Genomic DNA, 16,986 nt, shown 5'->3' with positions numbered 1-16,986 from the left:
GCACCGGCAGCACTTCTAGCGGTCCTCGAAGCCGGTCAGCACGCCGACGGCGTTGATGCCGATCTCCTCGACGGCGTAGCCGCCTTCCATGACGAACAGCGTCGGCAGGCCGAGCCTGGCGATGCGGCGGCCGATCCTGGGATAGTCGCCCGTTTTCAGCTTGAACTGGCTGATCGGATCCTTCTCGAACGTGTCGACGCCGAGTGAAACCACGACGACGTCAGGAGCATAAGCCGAAAGCCTCGTGCAAGCGTCCTCAAGTGAGGCGTTCCACACGTCCCAGCCGGTGCCGAAGGGCATCGGGTAATTGTCGTTGAAGCCTTCGCCGTCGCCCTCGCCGCGTTCGTCGGCATGGCCGAGGAAGAACGGATATTCGGTCATCGGATCGCCATGCAGGTTCAGCACCTGAACGTCGCCGCGGCGGTAGAAGATCTCCTGGGTACCGTTGCCGTGGTGATAATCGACGTCGAGGATCGAAACGCGCCCGGCGCCATGGTCGCGGAACCATTGCGCGGCGACGGCGGCGTTGTTGATGAAGCAATAGCCGCCCATGAAAGCTGCACCGGCATGGTGCCCCGGCGGGCGGCAGAGCGCGAAGGCGGACGGCTCACCGGCCTTGACCAGCGCGGCGGCGGTCAGCGCGACGTCATAGGACGACTTGATCGCGTCCCATGTGCCTTTGACGAACGTCGCGCCGCCGTCGAAGGAGTAGAAGCCGAGCAGCGCGTCGATGCCTTTCGGGCGCACGTCGCCGCGCAGGCCGCGCGTCGGCCAGGTGAAGGGAATGGCCGAACCGCTGCGGCCCGACGCTTCCCAGAGCGGCCACACGGTCGGCAGGAAATCGATGTAGTCGCTGGCATGCACCTTCCTGGCGGCGGCGAGGTCGTGGATTTCCGGCGGCAGGATCGGACCGAGCTTCTCGCTCTCCACCCGCGCCCTGATGAACTCGGCGCGCGAAGGTTTTTCAAATGCCGGCACGATGGCGCCGGCGATCAATTCGACATTGCCGGAATGGCCGGCATGGAGAGGCGAAAAAACAGTCTTCATGAAATTGTTCCGTGGTGAGACGCGGCGACCCTAACCGTCCTGCACTGCCTTTCACAAGGCGCTGGGCCAACCAGCCATGGCTTGCTGGCACGGTAGCCGGTCGTCTAGCCTGCCGGCAGCGCAACCGAACCGCGGGTAATCATGAGTTCAAATGCCGACCTAATCGTCACCAATGCCCGTGTGCTGACCATGGACGAAGGCAATCCGACGGCCGAGGCGGTGGCGGTAAAGGACGGCAACATCCTGGCGGTTGGCGATCGTCGGACGATCGAGGCGCTGAAAGGGCCGGCCACGAAGATTATCGATGCGCAAGGCGGTTCGGTGGTGCCGGGCTTCATCGAAGCGCATATGCATCTTTTCGGCGGCGCGGCCGAGCTCGACAATCTGCACCTTCAGGGCGTGCATGGCTTCGATGCGCTGAGCGACGCGATCCGCGCCTATGCGGCAGCACGGCCGAACGCCAAATTGCTGCTTGGGGCCGGCGTCGACTACACCATCCTTTCGAAGGAAGAGCCGGTCACCCGCCATCATCTCGATCGCATCATCGCCGACCGGCCGTTCGCGATGTCGGCTTCCGATCACCACACGATGTGGGCCAACACCAAGGCGCTTGAGCTGGCTGGCATCCTGCACGGCAAGCAACTCGGCCCCGGCAATGAGATCGTCATGGGCGCCGACGGGCTCGCGGCGGGCGAATTGCGCGAGGGCGAGGCGTTCGGGCCGATCCTCGAGCTTTCCGGGCAGAACCGCGTGCGGCTCGGCCTTGCGACAGGCGGCGAGCCCGAGCCGTACCCTTCCGCCGCCGAAGTCGCGGCCGATCGTGACCTGATGCATCGCGGGTTGGAATGGTGCGCCCGCCACGGCATCACCTCGATCCAGAACATGGACGGCAATCTTTACCAGCTCGAGCTGCTAGCCGGGCTGGAACAGGAAGGGCGGCTGCTCTGCCGCACCAAGATACCTTTTCATTTCAAGAACTTCATGACGCTCGACAGGCTGGAAAAGGCATCGAGCATGGCCAACTCCTACCAATCGGAATGGCTGTCGTCCGGCATGGTCAAGATGTTTTACGACGGCGTGCTGGAAGGCTGGACCGCGGTCATGGTCGACGACTATGCCGACCGGCCGGGCTGGCGCGGTGAGCCGCTGTTTACGCCGGAGCATCTCGCCGAGGTGGCGGTGGAGGCCGACCGGCGCGGGCTGCAGGTCGCGGTGCATTCGATCGGCGACGGCGCGGTGCGCGCGGTCCTCGATGGGTACGAGGCGGCGCAGCGGAAGAACGGCAAACGCGACAGCCGGCACCGGGTCGAGCACATCGAGGTCACCACTGCCGCCGACGTGCCGCGCTTCGCCGAACTCGGCGTCATCGCCTCGATGCAGCCGCCGCACCCGCCCGGCGCCATGGACTTCCCGTTGGAGCCGACGCTTTCGCGCATCGGTCGCAAAAGATGGCCGCTGAGCTATGCCTGGCGGACGCTGAAGCAGGCGGGCGCGCATGTCGTCTTCGCTTCCGACTGGCCGGTGTCGCGGATCGACCCGATCCTGGGCATTCAGGCGGCGATGCTGCGCAAACCTTGGGCAGACGGCATTCCCGACCAGAGCTTCTCGCTGTTGGAAGCGCTTGCGGGCTATACGGTCGAAGGCGCTTATGCCGAATTCATGGAGCACCGCAAGGGCCGGCTGAAACCAGGCTATCTGGCCGATCTGGTGGTGCTGTCGGCCGATATCGAGGCAGCTGAACCGGGTTTGTTACACAAGGTGCATCCGGTCAGCACCATTTGCGGCGGCAAGATCACTTATCAGGTTTAATGGTGGCGCTGACTATGGCACGGGGCTTGCGTTCTGAACCGAGATTCAGATGCATGGTTGCCAAGCCGACCGGCATATGCTGACAATCGAATGGGAACTGGATCCGCCAACAAGAGCGGACATAACAATGGGGAAGTGCGTGCCGGATCAGCCGGGTAAGAGTGCAATCGAAGTCCGCGGCGTCCGCAAGGTATTCGGTACCGGGGATGTACAAGTCGCAGCTCTCGACACGGTTTCGGTGTCGATCCGCGAGAACGAGTTCTTCACGCTGCTGGGGCCGTCCGGTTGCGGAAAGACGACGCTGCTTCGGCTGATTGCCGGCTTCGATTTCCCCAGCGAAGGCGAAATCCTGCTGCACGGCCAGGACATCGCGCCGCTGCCGCCGTTCAAGCGGCCAGTCAACACCGTCTTCCAGTCCTATGCGCTGTTCCCGCACATGACGGTGGCCGAGAATATCGGCTTCGGCCTGGAGATGCTGGGCAAACCGAAAGCCGAAATCAAGGCACGCGTTGCCGAGATGCTGAAGCTGGTCAAGATGGAGGCGCTGAGTGCCCGCCGCACCAGCCAGATCTCCGGCGGCCAGCAGCAGCGCGTGGCACTGGCGCGCGCGCTGGCGCCACAGCCGAAAGTGCTGTTGCTCGACGAGCCGCTGTCGGCGCTCGACTACAAGCTGCGCAAGGAAATGCAGATCGAACTGAAACGGCTGCAGCACCAGACCGGCATCACCTTCATCTTCGTCACCCATGACCAGGAAGAAGCGCTGACCATGTCCGACCGCATCGCCGTGATGTCGGCCGGCAAGATCCTGCAGGTCGGCACGCCGCGCGATATTTACGACCGGCCGGCCGAGCGCTTCGTCGCCGACTTCATTGGCGAAACCAATTTCCTCAAGGGCACTGTCGTGTCGAAGAAATCCGGCATCGCAATGGTGAAGATCGCGTCCGAAGCTACGGTGGCGGCGGGATTTCCGGAAAACTTCGACCCTTCCGGGGCGGTGACTGTGGTGGTGCGGCCGGAACATGCTGATCTCGTCGCCGATGCCGCCAAGGGCATGGTCTCGGGAACCCTGGCAAATGTCGTCTATTTCGGCACCGACACCCACTATCACGTGAAGCTCGAAGGCGGCGACGATTTCATCGTGCGCCACCAGAACAGCCGCTCGGGCGCCGTCTCATTCGAGCCGGGCGCCAAGGTCGGTGTCGTGTTCGAGGACGATGGCGCGCGCATTTTGAGGGATTGATGGCAATCACCTTTTCCAAGGCGGCGGTATTCGAAGCGGAGGCGGAGAAAGCCACTGCAAGGCGCCACCGCCTGCTTTCGTTGCCGGCTTTGGTCATCATCGGCGTCTTCGGCGTGCTGCCGCTTCTCATCATCCTCATCTATTCATTTCTCGCCGCAGCACCCTATGGCGGTGTGCAGTGGAAGTTCTCGACAGACGCCTATCTGAACTTCCTGTTCCAGCGCGATATTTTCGACGACACGCTGCAGTTCACGCCGGATTTCCTGATCATCTATTTGCGCTCGTTTCTGTTTGCCGTGGTGACGACGATCATCTGCCTGCTGCTCGGCTTTCCGACCGCCTATTTCATGGCGACGCGACCGCCGGCGCAGCGCAACTGGTGGGTGCTGTTGATGACCATCCCATTCTGGTCGAACCTTCTGGTGCGCACACTCGCCATTATGTTCATCATCCGCGACGAGGGCCTCATCAACAACGCGCTGATGGCACTTGGGGTGATCGAGAAGCCGATCACCATGCTCTACACCAACTTCGCCATCCAGCTCGGCCTGCTCTATTCGTTCCTGCCGTTCATGGTGCTGCCGCTCTATTCCAGCCTGGAGAAGCTGGATTTCCGCCTGGTCGAGGCGGCCTACGACCTCTATGCGACCCGTCGGCAGGTGCTGTGGCGCGTGATCATCCCGCTGTCGCGGCCCGGCATCATCGCCGGTTGCCTGCTGGTCTTCATTCCAGCCCTCGGCGCCTATGTGACGCCGCTGATCCTGGGCGGCGGCATCCATCTGATGATCGGCGATCTCATCGCCCAGCAATTCGGTTCCGGGCGCAACTGGCCGCTCGGTTGCGCACAGGCGCTGATCCTGATGGCCGCGGTGCTGGTGGCGCTCTATTTCTATGTCCGCACCACGTCGGGGAAGATGCGGCATGGCTGACCCCCGCAGTGCCGATATCAAGGACCAGCCGGGGTTCCGCTCGATCGCCATCATCTGCCTCTGCGTGCTTTACGCGCCAATCCTGATCCTGATGATCTTTTCGCTGAACACCGGTTCGCTGGTGACGCGTTGGGAAGGCATCGGATTCGGTTGGTATGGCAGTGCGCTGCTCAACCAGGAATTCCACAACGCCGCCAAGAACACACTGATCATCTCTGTCACCGCCACGATCATTTCGACGATCGCCGCGACGCTGGCGGCAATCGGCATGACCCGGGTGAAGCCGTGGCGCGGGCTGTCGGCCGCCTTCATGATCATCAATCTGCCGCTGATGGTTCCGGAAATTATCACAGCGGTGGCGACGCTCTCGTTCTTTGCGCTGATCGCGGGCACGCTCGGGCTCAATTTCGGCATCGGCAATCTGATCCTCGCCCACACCGTCTTTTGCATTCCATTCGCCTATATGCCGATCCGGGCGCGGCTCGAGGACATGGACCTGACGCTCGAAGCTGCGGCGGCCGACCTCTATGCCACGCCGTGGCATGCTTTCAGGCGCATAACGCTGCCATTGCTGGTTCCCGGCGTTCTGTCGGGTGGGGCGCTCGCCTTCATCGTCTCCTTCGACGATTTCACCATCACGCAGCTGGTCGCCGGCCCCGGGCAGACGACGCTGCCCCTCTACATCTGGAACCAGATCAGGCGGCCGATGACGCCGGAGATCAACGCCATCTCCACCATCCTGCTGCTGGTCTCGATCCTGTTCGTCTCGATATCGTTCCTGATCGCGCGCCGCCGCGCCAAGTGACTCAAGGCCAAGTGAATCAATGGGAAGGCAAAGGAGAGTGTGATGTCTAGGAAACTGATGGCTGCCGTGTCGACGGCGGCGCTTTTATGGGCGGTGCCTGCGCTCGCTGACGGCGAGCTGCACATCTACAATTGGGGTGACTACACCAACCCCAAGCTGATCGAAAAATTCGAAAAACAATACAACGTCAAGGTGACGCTGGACGACTACGATTCGAATGAGACCATGCTGTCGAAGGTACGCGCCGGCAATTCCGGCTACGACATCGTCGTCCCTTCCGACTACACCGTGAAGATCATGATCGACGAGGGCCTGCTCGAAAAGACCGAGCCCAATGCGATGCCAAACGGCAAGAACCTCGACCCGCGCTTCGTCGACATCTACTGGGACAATGGCCGCCACTACACCGTGCCGTGGCAGTTCGGCACCACGACCTTCGAAGTCAACACCGACAAATACAAGGGGGACATCGACACGCTGGCGATCCTGTTCGACCCGCCGGACGAGTTGAAGGGCCAGATCAACATGCTCGACGATGTCAACACTGTGATGCATGCGGCCGAGCGCTACGCCGGCGTACCGCGTTGCGGCGCCGATAAGGCCAATCTGAAGAAGGTCAACGACATACTGATGGCCGCCAAGCCGTCATGGAAGACCTTCAGCTACGACACCATCACCAAGATCACCTCCGGCGACGTGATCGTTACCGAGGCTTGGAATGGCGCGACCTATCGTGCGCGCCAGAAAATCCCGGCGATCAAATATGCCTATCCCAAGGAAGGCATCGAAGGCTGGATGGACAATGTCGCCGTGTTGAAGGGCGCCAAGAATCTCGAAAATGCCAAGCTGTTCCAGGACTTTGTCATGGCTCCCGAAAACGCGGCGCTGATTTCGGAATTCGCCGGCTACGATAACGGCATCACCGGCAGCCACAAGTTCCTGCCGCCCGATTTCGCCAGCGCGCCGGAAATCAATCCGCCGGCCGGTGCACCGGCGGCGGAATTCGTACCGCCTTGCCCACCGGAAGTGGTCGAGATCTACAACAAGATCTGGACCAATTTGCGCAAGTAGCCTTGCTCTAGGATCAGACCGAAGGGAGGCTTCGGCCTCCCTTCCTTGTGCAAGGGGATTGGATGAATTCTTACCGCAACAGCGAACCGGCGCCGCCGATCATGCAGGGTTCGCCGCCGCAGATGGTTCCGCCGAAGCTCGACTGGGACCGGCCGCCATGGAATCGATGGGCGTTCCAGCATATCCGCGAAATTCTGCCGACCGTCGAAGTCTGGCGCGGCAATGGCCATCGCCACAGGCTGGAGCGCGCCGAGGTCAACCTCGACCCGCTGCCGGTGGACGACAGCATGGGGCAGCCGACGACGCTGGCCGGGCTGCTCGACGAGACCTATACCGATGGGTTTCTCGTGCTCAAGGACGGCAAGATCGTCTATGAGCGCTACTTCAACGGCATGACCGAGCGCACGCTGCATCTGTCGCAGTCGATGGCGAAGTCGGTCACCGCCTCGGTGTTCGGCATACTGGTCGGGCGCGGGCTGATCGATCCGGCTTCGCCGGTGACGACCTATCTGCCGGAGCTGGAAGCGACCGGCTGGGCAGGCGCCAGCGTGCAGCATGTGCTCGACATGACGAGCGGGGTGCGCTTTTCCGAGGAATACACCGATCCCTATTCGGACATCGGCCAGGTCGACGTCGCCACCGGCTGGAAGCCGGTGCCGCCGGGCAGCGATCCGGCCTTCCGCTGGCCGTCGCACATATTCGAATTGATCCTGGGCCTCAAGGAAAAGAGCCGGCCACACGGCGCTGCCTTCGAATACCGCTCGATCGAGACCGACGTGCTCGCCTTCATAATGGAACGCGTGAGCGGCAAACGGCTGGCGCAGCTGGTCTCGGAAGAGCTCTGGCAAAAACTCGGTGCGGATGAAAGCGCCTGCTTCACCGTCGACAGCGCCGGCTATGCAGTTGCCGATGGCGGCTTCAACGCCACGCTGCGCGACTATGGCCGCTTCGGCCAGCTGATCCTCGACAATGGCGGTGGCGTCGTGCCGGCCGACTGGATCGAGGCGACGCGCAATGGCAGGCATGGACCGGATTTCAGTCCCAGCCTGCCGGAAGGCAGCTACCGGAACCAGTTCTGGATCGAGGACCCGCGCTCGCGGGCGCTGATGTGCCGGGGCGTGTTCGGGCAGCTGATCCATATCGACTGGGACACGAAAATGGTCGTGGTGAAGCTTTCGAGCTATCCGAATTTTACCAACGTCGCCTATTCGGTGGCGACACTGAAAACCGTGCACGCCATCGCCGCGGCGCTCGCCTAGAACGCCAAAGACCGAAGGAAGCGCCAATGGCCGGCAAGACCGCGTTCGAAACCAGATATGGCTTTGCCCGCAAGGAGGTGCTGCTCGGCAATTGGCGGGAAAGCCCGTTCAGCCGGTGGTCGTTCCAGAATGTCGGTGAACTGGTGCCGAGCGCTGCCGTGGCGGCAAAGCCGGGCAGCAGCGAGGCGCCGGCGCAGGATTTCGGCGGGCTACTTGGTGAAAAGGTCGCTCTTGCAGGCGGCGCGCAGACCGTCGCAGCTTTTCTCAAGCGCTCCGATACCGACGCGCTGACGATCATTAAGGGCGGCAAATTCGTCGGCGACTGGTTCGCGCCGCATATGGAGTCCGGTGCACGCCACATCATCTTTTCGATTAGCAAGTCGCTGACCGCGATTGTCGCCGGCATATTGGAAGGGGAGGGGATTTTCGATCCGCAGGCTCCGGTGACCCATTATATCCCGGAAACCGCAGGCTCGGCCTATGGCGACGCGAGTGTGCGGCACGTGCTCGACATGAGTGTCAGCCTCGACTTCGAAGAGGCCTATCTCGATCCGGAAAGCGCCTTCGCCCGCTATCGCCGCGCCATGCTGTGGAATCCAGGCGGGGGCACCGAGAGCCTGGCCACTTTCCTCATGACGCTGCAGGGCCTGTCCGAGCCGCATGGCCGGACGTTCCGCTACCGTTCGCCCAATTCCGACCTGCTCGGCATCCTGCTCGAACGTGCGTCGGGCCGGCGCTTCGCCGATCTGATGCGCGAGAAATTATGGGAGCCGCTCGGCGCTGTCAGCGAAGCTTTGGTAACCGCGGACATGGAAGGCACGGCGCGTACGGCCGGCGGCATTTCGGTGACGCCGCGCGACCTCGCCCGGGTCGGCGAGATGATGCGGCAAGGCGGCATGGCCAATGGCTGCCGTATCGTGCCGGAGAGCTGGGTGCGCGACACGACCGAAACTGGCGGTGACGCCGAGGCTTGGCAACGCGGCACGATGGCGTTCCTGTTTCCGCGTGGCCGCTATCGCAACAAATGGTACCAGACGGGCGCGGCAAGCGGCGCCTTCTGCGGCATCGGCATCCACGGCCAGTGGCTTTACGTCAATCCGAAGGCCGAAATGGTAATCGCAAAGATGTCGTCGCAGCCGGTACCGGTCGACGATCCGCTCGATCTGGATATGATTTCTTTCTTCGAGGCGCTGAGCCGGATGGTCTGATCCGATCCAGACAGCCGCGCCTTTCCTGTGGACCTCTCGCCGGGTTGAAAATGGCGCAGTTGGCGCAGCAGTGCTCTGCGCCTATGGTCGCTGCTCTTTTCGACCAACGACAGGTACGACATGGCATCCGACATCAAGCGCATCGCAACCATCATAGCCGCCGAGATCGGCGCGCGGCCCGAACAGGCTGCGGCGGCGATCGGCTTGCTCGACGACGGCGCGACGGTGCCGTTCGTGGCGCGCTACCGCAAGGAGGTCACCGGCGGCCTCGACGACACGCAGCTGCGCGACCTTGCCGAGCGGCTCGCCTATCTGCGCGAGCTCGACGCGCGCCGCGACACCATCCTCGGTTCGATCCGCGAGCAGGGCAAGCTGACCGAAGAGCTCGAGGCAAAGATCGCTGCGGCCGCTACCAAGGCCGAACTCGAAGACATCTACCTGCCTTACAAGCCGAAGCGCCGGACCAAGGCCGAGATCGCACGCGAGCGCGGGCTGGGCCCGCTGGCGGAAGCCATTCTCGCCGACCGTACGGCCGTACCCGCCGAGCTGGCGCTGGCCTACATCAGCGAAGACGTCGTCGATACCAAGGCGGCGCTCGAGGGAGCGCGCGATATCCTGTCCGAACAGTTCGCCGAGAATGCCGACCTAGTCGGCAAGTTGCGGACCTATATGAAGGAACGCGCCTTCCTGCGCTCGCGCGTCGTCGATGGCAAGCAGGAGGCGGGCGCGAAATTTTCCGACTATTTCGACCATGTCGAGCGCTGGGCCAACGTGCCCAGCCATCGCGCGCTGGCCATGCTGCGCGGCCGCAACGAGGAGGTGCTGTCGCTCGAGATCGAGGTCGATGCGGACGATGTGTCACCGGTGAAACCGGTCGAGCGGATGATCGCCGATACCTACGCCATCGGCCGCCAGTTGCCGGGAGACCGCTGGCTGATGGAAGTAGCCGGCTGGACCTGGCGCATAAAGCTGTCGCTTCACCTGACGCTCGATCTGATGCGCGATCTGCGCGAGCGGGCCGAGGAGGAGGCAATCCACGTCTTCGCCCGCAATCTCAAGGATTTGCTGCTTGCCGCGCCTGCCGGCTCGCGGCCGACGATGGGGCTCGATCCGGGCATTCGCACCGGCGTCAAGGTCGCGGTGGTGGACGGCACCGGCAAGGTTCTGGCGACGACAACCGTCTATCCGTTTCCGCCGAAGAACGATGTCCGCGGCACGCAGGCCGAACTGGCCAAGCTCATCCGGCTGCACAACGTCGAGCTGATTTCGATCGGCAACGGCACTGGCAGCCGCGAGACCGAAAGGCTGGTGGCCGACATGCTGGGTGACATGCCTGCCGGGTCCGGACCGAAGCCGCTCAAGGTGATCGTCAGCGAGGCCGGCGCCTCGGTCTATTCCGCCTCGGCAACGGCGGCGGCGGAATTTCCCGGCCTCGACGTGTCGCTGCGCGGGGCGGTGTCGATCGCCCGGCGCCTGCAGGATCCGCTCGCCGAACTTGTCAAGATCGAGCCGAAATCGATAGGCGTCGGCCAGTACCAGCACGATGTCGATCAGTACCGCCTCGGCCGCTCGCTGGAAGCGGTGGTCGAGGATGCGGTCAATGCCGTCGGCGTCGATCTCAACACGGCGTCGGCGCCGCTTCTGGCGCGGGTTTCGGGTCTCGGCGCATCGCTGGCCGAGGCGATCGTTACGCATCGCGACGCCTCCGGCCCGTTCGCCAGCCGCCGCGAACTGTTGAAGGTCTCCCGCCTTGGACCCCGCGCGTTCGAGCAATGCGCCGGCTTCCTGCGCATTCCGAACGGCAGCGAACCCCTCGACGCCTCGGCCGTGCATCCGGAAGCCTATGGCGTGGCCAAGAAGATCGTTGCGGCCTGCGGGCGCGACGTTCGCTCGCTGATGGGCGACAGCGCCGCACTCAAGGCGCTCGATCCGCGCGTCTTCGTCGACGAGCGCTTCGGCCTGCCGACGGTGCGCGACATCCTGGCGGAGCTGGAAAAGCCCGGCCGCGATCCGCGCCCCGGCTTCAAGACCGCGACCTTTGCCGACGGCGTCGACGATATCAAGGATCTGAAGCCCGGCATGCGGCTTGAAGGCACCGTCACCAATGTCGCGGCCTTCGGCGCCTTCGTCGATATTGGCGTGCACCAGGACGGATTGGTGCACGTCTCGCAACTGGCCGACCGTTTCATCAAGGACGCGCACGAGGTGGTCAAGGCCGGCGACGTGGTCAAGGTGCGTGTCGTCGACGTCGATTTCAAGCGCAAGCGCATTGGCCTGTCGATGCGCAAGGACGGTGACGGTGGCGCACCGAAGCCGCGCGACAATGGCAGCAGGCCGGTGCCGCGTGTGCCGGCGCCCCAACGCCAGCCGGAGCGGCCGGCGCAGCAGGGCACTTTCGGCGCCGCTTTGGCCGATGCGTTGAAGCGGAAGTAATTTCGCGAGCCGGGCTGCGCCAGGTCAGACGGCGGCGCTCGATATTGATGATCCATCACCAATGCTCATGCATCGGCGAAGCTATTTCGTTTGATTTTTTCAGGACGGGAGCCGATAAGCCGCGCGTTTCAAGATTTCTGTTTCGATGCATGTCGTTATCTCCAAGCTGCCAAACACCGTCGGGTCAGGCCCGCGGGCAAGCTTTGGGCCACATGCATGAGTTTGGGAGACCGAGAGCCATGGCCGCCGATAAGAACGCATTCGTCTGGGATGATCCTTTCCTGATCGAGGACCAGCTTTCGGAGGACGAGCGCATGGTGCGCGATGGCGCCGCGGCGTTTGCCGCCGACAAGCTCGCTCCGAAGATCGAGGAAGCCTATCTCGAAGAGAAGACCGACGCCGGCATCTTCCGCGAGATGGGCGAGGCCGGTCTGCTCGGCATCACCATCCCCGAGGAATATGGCGGGCTCGGCGCCAACTACGTCACCTACGGGCTGGTCGCGCGCGAGGTCGAACGCGTCGATTCCGGCTATCGCTCGATGATGAGCGTGCAGTCGTCGCTGGTAATGTATCCGATCCATGCCTATGGCTCGGAAGAGCAGCGCAAAAAATACCTGCCGAAGCTGGCGTCGGGCGAATGGATCGGCTGCTTTGGCCTGACCGAGCCGGATGCCGGTTCCGACCCGGGCGGCATGAAGACGCGGGCCGAAAAGACTGCGAACGGCTACAGGATCTCCGGTTCGAAGATGTGGATTTCCAACGCGCCGATCGCCGACGTGTTCGTCGTCTGGGCAAAGTCGGCCGCGCATGACAACGAGATTCGCGGCTTTGTCCTGGAAAAGGGCATGAACGGGCTGTCGGCGCCGAAGATCGGCGGCAAGCTGTCGCTGCGAGCCTCGATCACCGGCGAAGTGGTAATGGAAGGCGTCGAGGTCGGCGAGGACGCGCTGCTGCCCAACGTCTCGGGCCTGAAAGGACCGTTCGGCTGCCTCAACCGGGCGCGCTACGGCATTTCGTGGGGAGCGATGGGCGCGGCTGAGGATTGCTGGCACCGCGCCCGCCAATATGGCCTCGACCGCAAGCAGTTCGGCAAGCCGCTGGCCGGCACGCAGCTTTTCCAGAAGAAGCTCGCCGACATGCAGACCGAGATCGCGCTGGGCTTGCAGGGCAGCCTGCGCGTCGGGCGGCTGATGGATGAAGGCAAGATGGCGCCGGAGATGATCTCGCTCGTCAAGCGCAACAATTGCGGCAAGGCGCTCGACATCGCCCGCCAGGCCCGCGACATGCATGGCGGCAATGGCATCCAGATCGGTTATCACGTCATGCGCCACGCCCAGAACCTGGAGACCGTCAACACCTACGAGGGCACGCATGATGTGCATGCGCTGATCCTCGGACGGGCGCAGACCGGGTTGCAGGCGTTCTTTTAGCATTGGCAGGTCTCCTCCGCTTCCAGGGCGCCACTGCTTGGCATCTCCCTTCGCAAAGCGGGAGATCGCAACTTTTGCCGCGGTGCCACATTTTGTTCTTGCTTTGTGCCGGCAGCTATGCTACTAATCTCACTATGGTGCTAATTAGCGCCAACGACCCGCCCACCGAGGCGGGTTTTTCTTTTCAGCTTCTTTTCGACCAAGCATCGCGCGTGCTGCCGATACCGCCACGCTGCGGAATCCCAGGGTCGGCGCTCCGTTTCGTGAAGCTGTGAAAGCTGCTTAATTTAGGTGCAGCGCAACATCTCTGCTTGGAGAATGGTCAGCATTCGTGTCAGGGTTCAGCGAACTCCTTTTGAAACGCCGACTTCAGGGGCACCATGGCAATTCTGGCAGCCGTCTATCACCTGACCCACTACAAATACGACCGGCCGGTCGTATTGGGCCCGCAAGTCATAAGGTTGCAGCCTGCGCCGCATTCCCGCACGAAAGTGCTCAGCCATTCGCTGAAGGTCGGGCCGGCAAATCACTTCGTCAATTTGCAGCAGGACCCCTACGGCAATTTCCTTGCCCGCTTCGTCTTCCCCGAACCGGTGACGGAACTGAAGATCGAGGTCGATCTCGTTGCCGACATGACGGTCTACAATCCGTTCGATTTCTTCGTCGAGCCCTCGGCCGAGACGTTTCCGTTCGAATACCCCGAAGAGATCAGGGACGATCTGACCATCTACCGAACGCCGGAACCGGCGGGGCCGCTGTTGGAGGCATTCCTGAAAACCCTCGACCGCAGCCCGACCGATACCGTCAATTTTGTCGTCGACCTCAATGCGCGGCTGCAGCGCGAGATCGCCTATATCGTGCGCATGGAAACCGGCGTCTTCTCGCCCGAGGAAACGCTGGCCGCGGGCAAGGGGTCGTGCCGCGATTCGAGCTGGCTCCTGGTGCAGATATTGAGGAACCTCGGCATCGCCGCGCGTTTCGTCTCCGGTTATCTGATCCAGCTCAAACCCGACCTCGTCGCGCTCGACGGGCCGCCTGGCACGGCGACCGATTTCACCGATCTTCATGCCTGGTGCGAGGTGTATCTGCCGGGCGCCGGCTGGATCGGCTTCGACCCGACCTCCGGCCTGCTCACCGGCGAAAGCCATGTGCCGCTCGCGGCAACGCCGCATTTCCGCAATGCCGCGCCGATCTCCGGCATGGCGAGCTTCGCCAATGTCGAATTCGGCTTCGACATGCGGGTCGATCGCATCGCCGAACATCCGCGCATCACCAAGCCGTTCTCCGACGAGAGCTGGCAGGCGCTCGATGCGCTCGGCAACCAAGTCGATGCCGCGCTCCAGGCCGGCGACGTGCGGCTGACCATGGGCGGCGAGCCGACATTCGTCTCGATCGACGATTTCGAGGCTGCCGAGTGGAACACCGCGGCCGTCGGGCCGACCAAGCGGGAAAAGGCCGATGCGCTGATCCGCCGGCTGCGCGAACGCTTCGCGCCGGGCGGCTTCCTACATTACGGGCAGGGCAAATGGTACCCCGGCGAAAGCCTGCCGCGCTGGACGTTCTCGCTCTACTGGCGCACCGATGGCGAGCCGGTGTGGAGCGACCCGTCGCTGATCGCGCATGAAAAGAGCGAGGCGGATGTCGGACCAAAGCAGGCCGAGAGCCTGCTGACCGCGATTGCCGACGAACTCGGCATCGACAAGATGATGGTCAGCGAAGCCTATGAGGATCCGGCCGAATGGCTGCTCAAGGAAGGCAAGCTGCCGGACAACGTCGATCCTTCCAATTCGAAGCTGGAGGACCCGGAGGAGCGCAGCCGCATGGCGCGGGTGTTCGAACGCGGGCTGACCAAGCCGTCGGGCTATGTGCTGCCGGTCCAGCGCTGGAACAGCCAGGCTTCCGGACCGCGCTGGCGCTCGGAGAAATGGAAGACGCGCCGCGGCAGGCTGTTCCTGGTGCCCGGCGATTCGCCGGTCGGCTACCGCCTGCCGCTCGGCACGCTGCCTTATGTGCCGCCGGCGCAGTTCCCCTATATCGTGCCGGTCGATCCATCGCTGCCGCGCGGACCATTGCCGGCGCGTGAGGCGATCTTGCCCGGTGCTGCTTCTTCGCCTGCTCCGGCCGAACTGGAAGGCGCCGACGAGATGGCGCGCCGCCAGCAGGCGGTATCCTTCACGGCCGTTACAGGCCAGCAAGACCGCGTCGAACAGGAGATCACCGAGATCGGCGGCGCCGTGCGCACGGCACTTTCGGTCGAGCCGCGCGACGGACGGCTTTGTGTGTTCATGCCGCCGGTCGAGGCGCTGGAGGATTATCTCGAACTGGTCGCGGCGGCGGAGAATGCGGCAAGGGCGATCGGACTGCCGGTGCACATCGAGGGCTACGGCCCGCCGCACGATCCGCGCCTCAATGTCATCCGTGTCGCACCCGATCCCGGCGTCATCGAGGTCAATATCCACCCCGCCGCGAATTGGCAGGATTGCGTGGCGACGACCACGGCGATCTACGAAGAGGCGCGGCAGACGCGGCTTGGCGCCGACAAGTTCATGATCGACGGCCGCCACACCGGCACCGGCGGCGGCAACCACGTCGTCGTCGGCGGTGCCACGCCCAATGATAGCCCGTTCCTGCGCCGCCCCGACCTGTTGAAAAGCCTGGTGCTGCAATGGCAGCGGCATCCGTCGCTGTCCTATCTGTTCTCCGGCCTGTTCATCGGCCCGACCAGCCAGGCGCCGCGCTTCGACGAGGCGCGCCATGATTCGCTCTTCGAACTCGAGATCGCGATGGCGCAGGTGCCGCATCCGGATAAGGGCGCGGTACCCCTGCCGTGGCTGGTCGACCGTCTGTTCCGCAACCTTCTGACCGACGTGACGGGCAATACGCATCGCTCGGAAATCTGCATCGACAAATTGTTTTCGCCGGACGGGCCGACCGGCCGGCTGGGGCTGGTCGAATTCCGCGGCTTCGAGATGCCGCCCAATGCGCGCATGAGCCTGGCGCAGCAATTGCTTGTCCGCGCCATCATTGCCCGGGCCTGGAAGAACCCGCTCGACGGCCGTTTCGTGCGGTGGGGCACCTCGCTGCACGACCGTTTCATGCTGCCGCATTATGTCTGGGCGGATTTTCTCGATGTGCTGGACGACCTCAAGCTGAACGGCTTTGCATTCCGTCCGGAATGGTTCGACGCGCAGCTCGAATTCCGCTTCCCGTTCTGCGGCGAGGTCCAGCATGCCGGTATCAAGCTGGAGCTCAGGCAGGCGCTGGAGCCGTGGCATGTGATGGGCGAGCAAGGCGCGATCGGCGGCACCGTGCGCTTTGTCGATTCCTCCGTCGAGCGGCTGCAGGTGAAGACCGAGGGACTCAACCCGGAGCGTCACGCCGTCGTCTGCAACGGCCGCCTGGTGCCGATGAAGGTGACCGACAACCGCGAGATCGCTGTGGCCGGCGTGCGCTTCAAGGCCTGGCAGCCGGCGTCGGGCCTACATCCGGCGCTACCGGTCAACACGCCGCTGGTCTTCGATATCTATGACCGCTGGTCGGGCCGCGCGGTCGGCGGCTGCGTATACCATGTGGCACACCCCGGCGGGCGCAGCTACGACACGTTCCCGGTCAACGGCAATGAAGCGGAGGCGCGGCGGCTCGCCCGCTTCGAGCCGCGTGGCCATACGCCGTCCAGCTATGTGCTGCGCAACGAAGAAGCCTCTGAAGATTTCCCGATGACCCTTGACCTTCGGCGGCCGCAAAGACTCTGATCA

11 protein-coding genes are annotated in these 16,986 nt (G+C 63.4%); 10 read left to right on the top strand and 1 reads right to left on the bottom strand.

Annotated features, from left to right (window positions below):
- Positions 1-15: 15 nt before the first annotated feature.
- Positions 16-1,047, bottom strand: coding sequence for a histone deacetylase family protein (locus tag NKI95_RS01365; protein WP_352713429.1), 1,032 nt, complete (start codon positions 1,045-1,047; stop codon positions 16-18).
- Between the two features lie 141 nt (positions 1,048-1,188).
- Here NKI95_RS01365 and NKI95_RS01360 point away from each other — a divergent pair, with 141 nt between their 5' ends.
- From NKI95_RS01360 to NKI95_RS01315, 10 genes are all read left to right on the top strand, one after another.
- The gene (locus NKI95_RS01360; protein WP_352713426.1) at positions 1,189-2,856 is read left to right on the top strand and encodes an amidohydrolase; all 1,668 of its coding nucleotides are present in this window, start codon (positions 1,189-1,191) and stop codon (positions 2,854-2,856) included.
- Positions 2,857-2,995: 139 nt separating this feature from the next.
- Entirely contained in the window at positions 2,996-4,096 is a 1,101-nt protein-coding gene (locus NKI95_RS01355) for an ABC transporter ATP-binding protein (RefSeq protein ID WP_352714565.1), read from the top strand.
- A complete protein-coding gene (locus tag NKI95_RS01350; protein WP_352713423.1) occupies positions 4,096-5,025 on the top strand; it encodes an ABC transporter permease in 930 nt (309 codons plus the stop codon). Before NKI95_RS01355 ends, NKI95_RS01350 begins: the two co-directional genes overlap by 1 nt.
- On the top strand, positions 5,018-5,830 hold the full coding sequence (locus NKI95_RS01345) for an ABC transporter permease (RefSeq protein WP_352713421.1): 813 nt from the start codon (positions 5,018-5,020) through the stop codon (positions 5,828-5,830). The genes NKI95_RS01350 and NKI95_RS01345 overlap by 8 nt, the downstream gene beginning before the upstream one ends.
- Before the next feature lie 42 nt (positions 5,831-5,872).
- A complete protein-coding gene (locus tag NKI95_RS01340) occupies positions 5,873-6,901 on the top strand; it encodes an extracellular solute-binding protein (protein WP_352713418.1) in 1,029 nt (342 codons plus the stop codon).
- Positions 6,902-6,963: 62 nt separating this feature from the next.
- A complete protein-coding gene (locus tag NKI95_RS01335) occupies positions 6,964-8,160 on the top strand; it encodes a serine hydrolase domain-containing protein (RefSeq protein WP_352713417.1) in 1,197 nt (398 codons plus the stop codon).
- Between the two features lie 26 nt (positions 8,161-8,186).
- Positions 8,187-9,368: a serine hydrolase domain-containing protein gene (locus tag NKI95_RS01330; protein ID WP_352713415.1), complete on the top strand. Its 1,182-nt coding sequence runs from the start codon at positions 8,187-8,189 to the stop codon at positions 9,366-9,368.
- Between the two features lie 120 nt (positions 9,369-9,488).
- Complete coding sequence (locus NKI95_RS01325) at positions 9,489-11,801, top strand: Tex family protein (protein ID WP_352713413.1); 2,313 nt, start codon at positions 9,489-9,491, stop codon at positions 11,799-11,801.
- A 239-nt stretch (positions 11,802-12,040) separates the two neighbouring features.
- Positions 12,041-13,231, top strand: a complete 1,191-nt coding sequence (locus NKI95_RS01320) for an acyl-CoA dehydrogenase (RefSeq protein ID WP_352664437.1) — start codon at positions 12,041-12,043, stop codon at positions 13,229-13,231.
- Positions 13,232-13,611: 380 nt separating this feature from the next.
- Entirely contained in the window at positions 13,612-16,983 is a 3,372-nt protein-coding gene (locus NKI95_RS01315) for a transglutaminase family protein (protein ID WP_352713411.1), read from the top strand.
- Positions 16,984-16,986: the final 3 nt, after the last annotated feature.

The organism is Mesorhizobium sp. M0306, assembly GCF_040321655.1.
In the GTDB taxonomy this organism is placed as follows: Bacteria; Pseudomonadota; Alphaproteobacteria; order Rhizobiales; family Rhizobiaceae; genus Mesorhizobium.
Note: the sequence above shows the minus strand (reverse complement) of the source record. Positions and strands in the feature narration are given on the sequence as shown.